This window comes from Rhodococcoides kroppenstedtii (assembly GCF_900111805.1).
Taxonomy (GTDB): Bacteria; Actinomycetota; Actinomycetes; order Mycobacteriales; family Mycobacteriaceae; genus Rhodococcoides; species Rhodococcoides kroppenstedtii.
In genome coordinates this window covers 1-10,790 of sequence record NZ_FOJN01000025.1, presented here as the reverse complement: position 1 = coordinate 10,790, position 10,790 = coordinate 1, and the positions used below count along the sequence as shown (strand labels likewise).

Sequence of the window (10,790 nt, the reverse complement as noted above, 5' to 3'; positions counted from 1 at the left end):
ACCTCCTACGGATAGATGCCAGACACATCCACTCCGCCAGGAGGTCCTCCCCATTTCAAGACGGCACGCCGTCAACAACCTCTCAGGTCACTACATCTAGTCCCTCAGCGCCCCCGTCAGTCCCGGCTCTCCGGTGACGCCACGCGTCCGCCCGGCATCGCCGCCGCGGCGACGAGGAGCAGCACCGCCCCGCCGACCACGGTCCAGAACACCAGGTGCAGACCGTCGGCCAGGACGTCAGGGCGTGGATCGCCGCCCACGGTCGCGTTGACGATGGCTCCGCACACCGCGATGCCTACCGCGCTACCGATGTTGCGGGCGAAGGTGTTGGTCGACGTCACCACCCCGCGCTCGGCGTAACTCACCGACGACTGCGCGGCGATCAGCGCCGGGCTCGCGACGAGGCCCATGCCCGTACCGAGGACGAGGCACCCCGCGGCCACCTCCCACACCGACGACGACTCCGACCAGCGCAGCGTGAGCAGAGAACCCAGTGCCACGACGGACGCGCCGATCACCGACGTGCGACGGAAGCCGATACGCAGGTACACGCGGCCGGACTGGGACGACATGGCCGGCCACGCGAGCATCAACGGCGCGAGGGTGAATCCGCCCGCCAGCGCGCCGAGACCGAGGACGCCCTGGACGAGCGTCGGCACGTACGTGGTGATCACCAGGACGACGGACCCGATGACGGCGGCCACGGCGCTCGTGGCGAGCAGCACCCGGCGGGTGAGTACCCAGAGGGGAAGGACGGGCGCCGCGGCGCGACGCTCGACGGCGACGAAGGCGAGCAGTGTCACCGCCCCGAGTCCGAACACCGCCACCGAGGTGCCGGAGGCCCACGCCCAGGACCGTCCGCCCTCGAGCAACCCGAGGACGACCGCGCCCGCGCCGACGGTGAGCAGCGCCGCGCCGGTGTAGTCGATGCGGTGCGCGACACGGGGCCGAGCGGTCTCGTCGAAACGCCGCGCCAGGACGACGGCGGCGACGATGCAGAGCGGCACGTTGACGAAGAAGATCCACCGCCAGGACAGGAACTCGGAGAACAGTCCGCCGAGGCTCGGGCCGGCGAGCGAGGCCACGGCCCAGACGCTGGCGAGGTAGCCCTGGGCCTTCGCGCGTTCGCGGACGGTGTAGATGTCCCCGGCGATGGTCTGCACCATCGGTTGCACCGCGCCGGCGCCGATGCCCTGGACGGCGCGGAACACGATGAGCGAGGGCATGGACCACGCCAGACCGCAGAGGACGGATCCGACGAGGAAGACTCCGATGCCGAACAGCACCAGCCGTTTTCGGCCGAACAGGTCGGCGAGCTTGCCGTAGAGCGGGACGGTCACCGCCTGCGCGAGCAGATACACCGAGAACAGCCAGGGGAACTGCCCGAAGCCGCCGAGTTCGCCCACGATGGTCAGGACCGACGTCGCGATGATCGTGGTGTCCAGGGCCACCAGGAAGTTGCAGAGCATCAGGGCCGCCAGGATCGGCCCGCGTTCGGACCGGAATCCGACGTCGGCCGTTCCCGGTTCGTTCGCCACGCACCCGAGAGTGGCAGACGCCCGAGCCGCGGTTCCGCGCGCCCCGCGACTAGTGTCGGTCGACGTGCGACCCTCACTGTCGAGTTATCCCCATCTGGCCGCCGGCAAGGTGCGCGAGCTGCACCGGATCGACGACGAGCACCTGCTGCTGATCGCGTCGGACCGCATCTCGGCGTACGACCACGTGCTCCCGACGACGATCCCGGACAAGGGTCGGGTGCTCACCGCGATGAGCGTGTTCTTCTTCCATCTGCTGGGGGTGCCGAACCACCTCGCCGGCGGGCCCGACGACCCGCGGATTCCGGAGGAGGTCCTCGGCCGCGCGCTGGTGGTGCGCTCGCTCAACATGGTGCCGGTGGAGTGCGTCGCCCGCGGGTACCTCACCGGCTCGGGCCTGATCGACTACCGCGCCACCGGGGGTGTCTGCGGTGTGCCGCTGCCCGACGGCCTGGTCGAGTCCAGTGCGCTGCCGGAGCCGATCTTCACCCCCGCGGCGAAGGCGGCGCTCGGCGAGCACGACGAGAACGTCGACTTCGACACCGTGGTCGCGACCGTCGGCGCGGACCGGGCGCACGCCCTCCGCACCGCCACCCTCGACATCTACCGCCGCGCGGCCGACCACGCGGAGTCGCGCGGAATCATTCTCGCCGACACCAAGTTCGAGTTCGGGGTCGACGCCACGGGGACGCTGATCCTGGCCGACGAAGTGCTCACGCCCGACTCGTCGCGCTACTGGCCGCGGGCGGGGTACGAACCCGGCCGGACGCAACCGAGCTACGACAAGCAGATCGTCCGCGATTGGCTGACCGGCGAATCGGGCTGGGACAGAACGGGTGACGCGCCGCCGCCGCCACTGCCGGACGACGTGGTGCAGCGCACCCGCGCTCGGTACATCGAGGCCTACGAGACCGTCTCGGGCCTGTCCTTCGACGATTGGGTCCGCCCGTGACACCCCTGCAGCCGCCCGTCGCCGCCACGGTCCCGACCGAGCGACGCCACCACGGCGACGTCGTCGTCGACCCCTACGAGTGGCTGCGCGACAAGTCCGATCCCGAGGTGATCGCCTACCTCGAGGCGGAGAACGCGTACACCGAGGCGCAGACCGCGCACCTGCAGCCGCTGCGGGACGCGGTGTTCGAGGAGATCAAGTCGCGGACCAAGGAGACGGATCTGTCCGTCCCCACCCGCCGGGGCGACTGGTGGTACTACGGACGCACGGCGGAGGGCAAGAGCTACGGCGTGCAGTGCCGCTGCCCGGTCGCCGCGCCGGACGACTGGAATCCGCCCGTGCTCGAGGTGGGGGTCGACATCCCCGGCGAGGAGGTGGTGCTCGACAGCAACGTGCTCGCCGAGGGGCACGATTTCTTCTCCCTCGGGGCGTTCGCGCTCACCCGCGACGGGTCGCTGCTGGCGTACTCGGAGGACACGACGGGCGACGAGCGGTACACGCTGCGGATCAAGGACCTGCGTACCGGCGACCTGCTGCCCGACGTCATCGAGGGTGCGGCGCCCGGCGCGACGTGGTCGGGAGACCGGGAGTTCCTCTTCTATCAGACCGTCGACGAGTCCTGGCGGCCCGACCGCGTCTGGCGTCACCGCGTCGGCACCCCGACGTCGGAGGACGTGGTGGTGTTCCACGAGCCGGACGAGGCGTTCTGGGTCTCCTTCGGCGCCACCCGGAGCGAGAAGTACCTGCTGATCTCGGTGGGCTCGAAGATCACCACCGAGATGCACTACCTCGAGGCGGACGATCCGAGCGGCGAGTTCCGGGTGATCCTGCCGCGTCGCGCAGGCGTCGAGTACCACGTCGAGCACGCCGTGGTCGCCGGTGAGGACCGGTTCCTCATCCTGCACAACGACGAGGTCGACGGGACCAAGGCGGACAACTTCGTCCTGGTCGAGGCGCCGGTGAGCGACCCGACGTCGACGACGGTGCTGGTGCCGCACCGCGACGACGTCCGGCTCGAGGACGTCGACGCGTTCGCCGAGCATCTCGTGCTCTCGTACCGCCGCGGCGCGGTGCCGCGGATGGCGCTGTGGCCGCTCGGCCCGGACGGATACGGCGAGCCGGCCGAGCTCGAGTTCGAGGAGGAATTGTTCTCGGTGGGGCTCGGCGCCAACCCCGAGTGGGCGGCTCCGTTGCTCCGGTTCGGCTACACCTCGTTCATCACGCCCTCGCAGGTGTACGACCTGAACCCGGCGACGGGCGAGCGCATCCTGCGCAAGTCGCAGCCGGTGCTCGGTGACTTCGACCCGGCGCGGTACACCCAGAAGCGGGAGTGGGCTACGGCCGCGGACGGCACGCGAATCCCGTTGTCCGTCATCGCCCGTCGCGACGTGACGGGTCCGGCGCCGACGTTGCTCTACGGCTACGGCTCCTACGAGGCCAGCATGGATCCGGGGTTCTCGGTCTCGCGCCTGTCGCTGCTCGATCGCGGCATCGTCTTCGTCATTGCGCACGTGCGCGGCGGCGGTGAGATGGGACGCCGATGGTACGACGACGGCAAGATGCTGCGGAAGAAGAACACGTTCACCGATTTCGTGTCCGCCGCCCACCACCTGATCGACACCGGCGTCACCACCCCGGCGCAGTTGGTCGCCGACGGCGGCAGCGCCGGCGGCCTGCTCATGGGCGCGGTGGCCAACATGGCGCCGGAGCTGTTCGCTGGGATTCTCGCCAATGTCCCGTTCGTGGATCCGCTGACGTCGATCCTCGATCCGTCCCTTCCCCTGACGGTGATCGAGTGGGACGAGTGGGGTGACCCGCTGCACGACCCCGAGGTCTACCACTACATGAAGTCGTACTCGCCGTACGAGAACGTCGAGGCGAAGGACTACCCGGCCATCCTGGCCGTGACCTCGTTGAACGACACTCGCGTGCTCTACGTCGAGCCGGCCAAGTGGGTGGCGGCGTTGCGGGCGAGGAACACCGGCAGCGAACCGATTCTGCTCAAGACGGAGATGAACGCGGGTCACGGCGGGGTCAGCGGGCGGTACGAACAGTGGCGCGAGGTCGCGTTCGAGTACGCCTGGGTGATCTCCCGAACCGGGGCCGAGCAGGTTGCCGATCCGGCGCAGGAGGGGTCAAACTGACTCCCGAGTAAGTTCCGATCGGGAGGGTGCCGCAGTGACACGAATCGACGTCGAGTTCCCCTCCGGCGACGATCGGTGCGCGGCCTGGCTCTACCGGCCGGAGGCGGCGGCGGACGCGTCCGTCCCCATCGTGGTGCTGGCCCACGGCCTCGGCGGGGTCAAGGAAATGCGTCTCGACGCGTACGCGGAGCGCTTCACCGCGGACGGGTACGCGTGCCTCGTGTTCGACTACCGCCACTTCGGCACCAGCGAGGGAGAGCCGCGGCAACTTCTCGACATCGAGCGTCAACTCGCGGACTGGGCGGCGGCGGTGCGGTACGCCCGCCGGCTGGACGGCGTCGATTCGTCCCGCGTCGTTCTCTGGGGTTCGTCCTTCAGTGGTGGCCACGTCATCGAGGTGGCCGCTCGGGACGGTCGGATCGCCGCCGTCGTCTCGCAGTGCCCGTTCACCGACGGGCTCGCCTCCGCCCTGGCCACCCCGTTCGTCTCCACCCTGAAGATCGCGCCGTCCGTGGTGCGCGACGTGGTGGCCGCGGCGCGGACGGCCCCGCCGGTGCTGGTCCCGCTCGCCGCCCCGCGCGGCGGCAAGGCGCTGATGGCCGCCGACGACGCGGACAGCGGCTACCGCGCGCTACGACCCGAGGGACTGGACTTCGTCGACGCGGTCGCCGCCCGCTTCGCGCTGCAGATCACTCGATACTTCCCGGGTCGGTCGGCGAAAAAGCTCTCCTGCCCGGCCTTGTTCTGCGTGTGCGGAACCGACACCGTGGCTCCCGCACGCGCCACCCTCCGACACGTGGAGAAGGCGCCGCGCGGTGAGGTGCTCCTCTACCCCTACGGCCACTTCGACATCTACCTCGGCGACGCGTTCGAGACGGTGATCGCGGACCAGCTCGCCTTCCTGCGTCGGGTCGTGCCCGTCTAACGCCAGCGGTAGCGCACCTGCGGGCGCCCCGCCCGGCCGTACTCGGTGTGCCGCTCCACCAACCCGTCGTCGGCCAGGCGCTCGAGGTAGCGCCACGCGGTGACCCGCGAGACGCCGACCGCCGCGGCGGCGTCGGACGCGCCCACGCCGTCGGGCGTCGCGCGGACGGTGTTCGAGATCTCGGTCAGGGTCTGCGGGGCGATGCCCTTCGGCGTCGACGCCCGCTCGTCCGCGGTCCGCAGCGACGCCATCGCCCGATCGATGTCGCGCTGGCTGACGGCCGTCTCGCCGCCCTGCAGGGCGGAGCGGAACTCCCCGTAGCGCTCGAGCTTGTCCCGGAACGCGGCGAACGTGAAGGGCTTGAGCAGGTAGAGCACGATGCCGTGGGCGACGGCCCGACGTACCACCGCGAGATCGCGCTCGGACGTGATGGCGATGACGTCGGGACCGGGCCGCAGACCGCCGAGGGCGGCGGCGACGTCGATCCCGCTCGCGTCGGGCAGCCCGATGTCCAGGAGAACCAGGTCGAACGGATCGCCGTCGGCGATGGCCGTCGTCGCGGCGCGGAGGGCGCCGGCGCCCGAGTGCGCCACCGCACCCACGGTGAAACCGGGGACGCGCCCCACGTAGCTCGAGTGGGCTTCGGCGATCAGGGGCTCGTCGTCGACCACCAGGACCCGCACGTCACCGTCGCTCACCGCAGCGATCCGAGCGGGATCGTGGCGGTCACGACGGACCCCGCGGAGGCGGTCGAGGACAGGGTGCCGCCGTGACGGTGGATCACCTGGGAGACCAGGGCCAGGCCGAGGCCGCGGGATCCGGACTTGGTGGAGTAGCCGCGGGTGCGTGCGCGGGCCAGAGCGTCGGCGTCCATACCGGGCCCGCTGTCGGCCACCTCCACCACCACATCGGTGTCGGTCTCGCGCACACTCACCTCTACCCACGCCTCGTCGGATTGCTTGGCCGCGTCGATCGCATTGTCTATCAAGTTCCCGACCAGAGTGACCAATTCCCGACGCGCGACGGCGTCGGTGTCCGCGAGCGCGGTGTCCTCGGTGACGGTGAGTTCGACACCCTGCTCTGCGGCCTGGCTGACCTTGCCGAGCAGCAGCGCGGCCACCGCCGGCTCCTGCACCGTGCTCATGAGGCGGTCGATGAGGTTCTGCGACAACGCCAGTTCCTGAGTGGCGAACTCCACGGCCTGCTCGGTGCGACCGAGTTCGACCATCGTGATCACCGTGTGCAGCCGGTTGGCGGATTCGTGCGCCTGTGAGCGCAACGATTCGGCGAACGACGTCATCGAGTCCAGTTCACCGAGCACGCGCTGCAGCTCGGTGTGATCGCGGACGGTGGTCACCGTGCCGAGGCGTCGCGAGCCGCGAATCACCGGGTTCTGGTTGACCACGAGGACGCGGGTCGACGTCAGGTGCATCTCGTCGCGCACGGAGGAATCGCCCAGTCCGCGCAGCGATTCCGGCAGGTCCCGGCGGGAGACGGTGTCGCTCTCGAGGTCGAGCAGGCGCCGCGCCTCGTCGTTGACCACTTCCGCCTCGTCGCCGTGTCCCCACACGAGCAGGCCCTCGCCGATGGAGTGCAGAACGGCGTCGTGATGGTCGTACATGCTGCGGAGCTCGTCCGGGGCGAGTCCCATCGTCTGACTCTTCAGCCGACGGTTCAGAATCCACGACGCACCGACGGCGACGGCCAGCGCCGCCGCCACCACCGCGAGGACGACGGGCAGGCCGGCGACGAAGCGGTCCGAGATGCGCGCGCGGGTGACGCCCGCGGACACCAACCCGACCAGGGTGCCGCCGTCGTCCATCACGGGGGTGACCGCCCGGATGGACGGGCCCAGCGATCCCTCGTAGGACTCCGTGAACGTCTCGCCCGCCAGGGCCCGGTCGATCGACCCGGTGAACTGTCCGCCGATGAGTTCCGGGTTGGTGTGGGTGAAGCGGGTGCGATCGGGCGCCATGACCACGATGAAGTCGACGGACGTGGCGCGCCGGATCTCCTCGGTGACGGGTTGCAGGATCGCGGTGGGATCGGGGGACTCGATGGCCTCCGCCGTGGACGGGGACGTCGCGAGCGACTCGACGATCGCGGTCACCTCGTGACGCGTCGCCTCGTCGCTGAGCGCACGCTCGTCCAGAACGACGGCGATGCCACCGATGGCCACGAGCACCGTCACCACGGCGAGCTGCCCCAGGAACAATCTCCGGGCAACGCTGCGCGACCGACGTCGCCGTCGGGCATTCGTGCTGGTCAAGACGACCTTTCGGTGAGTCGTCGTTCACCGGTGGGATTGTGTGCAACCCCGCGCAACGTGAACGTAATGAACAGATTCGTGACTGGGATCACGCGGTGCACCACAGTTCTCTGCAGACCGCGTGACTCACCTCACGCCTCGATTCTAAGGACGAGAACATGACCACCACGCACGACGTCGAACCCGCCTCGCCGACTCCGCCGCCGAAGAAGAAGCGAGACAAGACCCACTGGCTCTACAGCGCCGTGATCGTCGCCGTCGTCGGCGGCGTGATCTTCGGGCTCGTCGCCCCGGACACCGCGTCCGAGTTCGGTGTCCTCGGCACCATGTTCGTCTCGCTGATCAAGATGATGATCAGCCCCGTCATCTTCTGCACCATCGTGCTCGGCATCGGCTCGGTGAAGGCAGCCGCCAGCGTCGGCAAGGTCGGCGGCATGGCGCTCGGCTACTTCATCGCGATGTCCACCTTCGCCCTGGCCATCGGCATGGTGGTCGGCAACCTGATCCAGCCCGGCTCCGGTCTGAACATCGAGTCGAACAGTGCGGCGGTCGACAAGCTCGTCGGACAGAACGAGGCCGCCGGCGGCACCATGGACTTCATCCAGAGCATCATCCCGACCTCGCTGCTCTCGTCGCTCACCGCGGGCAGCGTGCTGCAGACGCTCTTCGTCGCACTGCTCGTCGGCTTCGGTCTGCAGGCCATGGGCAAGCAGGGCGAGGGCATCCTCAAGGGCATCGGCTCGATCCAGAAGCTCGTCTTCCGCATCCTCGCCGGCATCCTGTGGCTCGCCCCGATCGGCGCCTTCGGTGCCATCGCCAAGGTGGTCGGGGACACCGGCATCGACGCGGTCATCCAGCTCGCCACCCTGATGCTGGCCTTCTACCTGACCTGCACCATCTTCGTCTTCGGCATCCTCGGCACGATCCTGCGCTTCGTCTCCGGCGTCTCGATCTTCAAGCTCTGCAAGTACCTGGGCCGCGAGTACCTGCTCATCGTCGCCACCTCGTCGTCCGAGTCGGCTCTGCCCCGCCTCATCGCCAAGATGGAGCACGTCGGTGTCCAGCGTCAGACCGTCGGCGTCGTCGTCCCCACCGGGTACTCGTTCAACCTGGACGGCACCGCGATCTACCTGACGATGGCGTCGATCTTCATCGCCGACGCCATGGGCAGCCCGCTCTCCATCGGCGAGCAGGTCTCGCTGCTGCTCTTCATGATCATCGCCTCGAAGGGTGCAGCCGGCGTCTCCGGTGCCGGCCTGGCCACCCTGGCCGGCGGCCTGCAGAGCCACCGCCCCGAGCTGCTCGACGGCATCGGCCTGATCGTCGGCATCGACCGGTTCATGTCCGAGGCTCGCGCCGTCACCAACTTCTCCGGCAACGCTGTCGCCACCATGCTGGTGGGCACCTGGACCAAGACCATCGACAACGCTCGGGTCAAGGACGTGCTCGACGGCAAGCTCCCGTTCGACGAGACCACGATGGTCGACGACGGACACGGCGAGGCTCGCGATCCGGAGACCAAGCCGGACCTGGTCAAGAGCTAGGTCCACCGCCCGGCCACGAGCCGGGACCGCACCGACCACGGCGGGTGCACTCTCGATCAGAGGGTGCGCCCGCCGTTTCCACGTTCGGCGTGCTTCTGCCCCGGTCAGAACGGGGGTGGGGTGTCGTCGGGTGGGTGGTGCTTCATCGCGTTGCGGAGGCGGTTGCGGTTCCGTTCCTGTCGGCGGCGGGCGTGTTTCTGCTCGGTGCGTGGGGCGGGTCGGAAGCGTTCTGCCGGTGTCGGTCTCGGTCTGTGTCCGGTTTCGGTGGGTGGTTCGCCGAAGACGATGGCGTCCAGTCCGGGGTGGACGTCGTGCCCGGTGAACGCCGGCCCGAGGACGGTGCGCCCGTCGGGGATGGTGATGGTGCGGATCAGCCGACTCGGGTCGGTCGGGTCGGGGTACTGATCGTCCACGAAGTCGGCGAACGTCTTCAGCAGGTGGTGGAACCGGCATTTGGCGCCGAGTCCGGCCGCGTTGGTGCGCCCGCCCCGTTCGGGGTGGGTGTGGTCGTATTCGGTGATGTGGTCGAGGTCCCCGTCCCGGGTGGGCCGGTTGCAGCCGGGCCAGGTGCAGAACAGATCGCGGGCACGCACGTAGGCGTCGAGCGCGGCGGAGGGTCGGTAGGGGTCCGATGGTTGCGTCGCCGGCAGTGGGGTGTCGGTGCCGTCACCCCACGGCCGGATGATCGTGCTGGGGTCGGCGGCGAGGTCGCGGACGTGGGCGCCGGAGATGATCCCGATGCCGGGGAGGAATCCGACGCCGTCGACGGTGTCGAGACCGATGGGCTCTTCGCATCCGTGCGGGCCCTCCGAGGGCACCTCGACCGCCGGCGACTCGGTGGAAATCGGGTCCGCGGCGGCTTCGGCCTGGTTTACGGCGCCGGACCGATCCGCTGCAACCGGTCCTGCTGCAACCGGTCCTGCTACAACCGGTTCCGTCGCATCGGGCTGGGCCGCAGGGGTTGGCTCGATGTTCGGTCGCGCCAGGTGCTGCGGTGACCGGCAGACCCTCTCGTTCTCGGGGGCGGGGACGGGGCCGGTGAGGGTGGTGGTGTCGGTGACGAGGTGGATCACGATCCGCGGGGCGGTCGCCGCGAACTTGGTCAGGTCGATGTTCTTGTAGCGGCAGTCGGTGATGGGGCGGTCACAGTTGCAGCCGAATCCGGTTTGAGTGATCAACGCGTAATGCGCATCGGACGCCCGCGCGGCCTTGGAGCGGGTGTCCTTCGGGCACACCTGCGCAGCCAACCTCGTCACGGACGCGTGGAGAGCAACGATGTCCTCCGCCGGCCGGGTGTCTGTCGCCGATGCCAAGCCGTCACGGCCGATCTCGACGGTGAACTCCCGATTCCGCTTCGCCTTCTCCCGCCGGGCGCGGACGGCATCGGGATCACGGCGGTCGACCATCATGTCGACCATGGC

Annotated in this window: 8 protein-coding genes; 4 read left to right on the top strand and 4 right to left on the bottom strand. The window is 69.4% G+C overall.

Annotated elements, in window-relative coordinates; genetic code table 11:
* Positions 1-116: 116 nt before the first annotated feature.
* Complete coding sequence (locus tag BMZ18_RS18985) at positions 117-1,538, bottom strand: MDR family MFS transporter (RefSeq protein ID WP_068365763.1); 1,422 nt, start codon at positions 1,536-1,538, stop codon at positions 117-119.
* A 64-nt stretch (positions 1,539-1,602) separates the two neighbouring features.
* Between BMZ18_RS18985 and BMZ18_RS18980 the strand changes: the two genes are divergently transcribed.
* The 3 genes from BMZ18_RS18980 to BMZ18_RS18970 are packed head-to-tail and all read left to right on the top strand — an operon-like array spanning position 1,603 to position 5,556.
* A complete protein-coding gene (locus tag BMZ18_RS18980; RefSeq protein WP_068365768.1) occupies positions 1,603-2,487 on the top strand; it encodes a phosphoribosylaminoimidazolesuccinocarboxamide synthase in 885 nt (294 codons plus the stop codon).
* Positions 2,488-2,492: 5 nt separating this feature from the next.
* Positions 2,493-4,631, top strand: coding sequence for a S9 family peptidase (locus BMZ18_RS18975; RefSeq protein WP_082895213.1), 2,139 nt, complete (start codon positions 2,493-2,495; stop codon positions 4,629-4,631).
* A gap of 34 nt (positions 4,632-4,665) precedes the next feature.
* On the top strand, positions 4,666-5,556 hold the full coding sequence (locus BMZ18_RS18970) for an alpha/beta hydrolase (protein WP_068365765.1): 891 nt from the start codon (positions 4,666-4,668) through the stop codon (positions 5,554-5,556).
* On the opposite strand, the gene BMZ18_RS18965 is transcribed toward BMZ18_RS18970, so the two are convergent.
* Together BMZ18_RS18965 and BMZ18_RS18960 are read right to left on the bottom strand one after the other, a co-directional pair.
* Positions 5,553-6,254 (bottom strand): response regulator, encoded by a 702-nt coding sequence (locus tag BMZ18_RS18965; RefSeq protein WP_244516612.1) that lies wholly within the window; start codon positions 6,252-6,254, stop codon positions 5,553-5,555. The two genes, BMZ18_RS18970 and BMZ18_RS18965, sit on opposite strands and share 4 nt — an antisense overlap.
* A complete protein-coding gene (locus BMZ18_RS18960) occupies positions 6,251-7,825 on the bottom strand; it encodes a sensor histidine kinase (protein WP_068365766.1) in 1,575 nt (524 codons plus the stop codon). Before BMZ18_RS18960 ends, BMZ18_RS18965 begins: the two co-directional genes overlap by 4 nt.
* Before the next feature lie 158 nt (positions 7,826-7,983).
* Here BMZ18_RS18960 and BMZ18_RS18955 point away from each other — a divergent pair, with 158 nt between their 5' ends.
* Positions 7,984-9,369, top strand: coding sequence for a cation:dicarboxylate symporter family transporter (locus BMZ18_RS18955; protein WP_068365767.1), 1,386 nt, complete (start codon positions 7,984-7,986; stop codon positions 9,367-9,369).
* A gap of 104 nt (positions 9,370-9,473) precedes the next feature.
* On the opposite strand, the gene BMZ18_RS18950 is transcribed toward BMZ18_RS18955, so the two are convergent.
* Positions 9,474-10,790: HNH endonuclease signature motif containing protein (locus BMZ18_RS18950; protein WP_074922391.1), on the bottom strand; the 1,317-nt coding region annotated here is incomplete at its 5' end.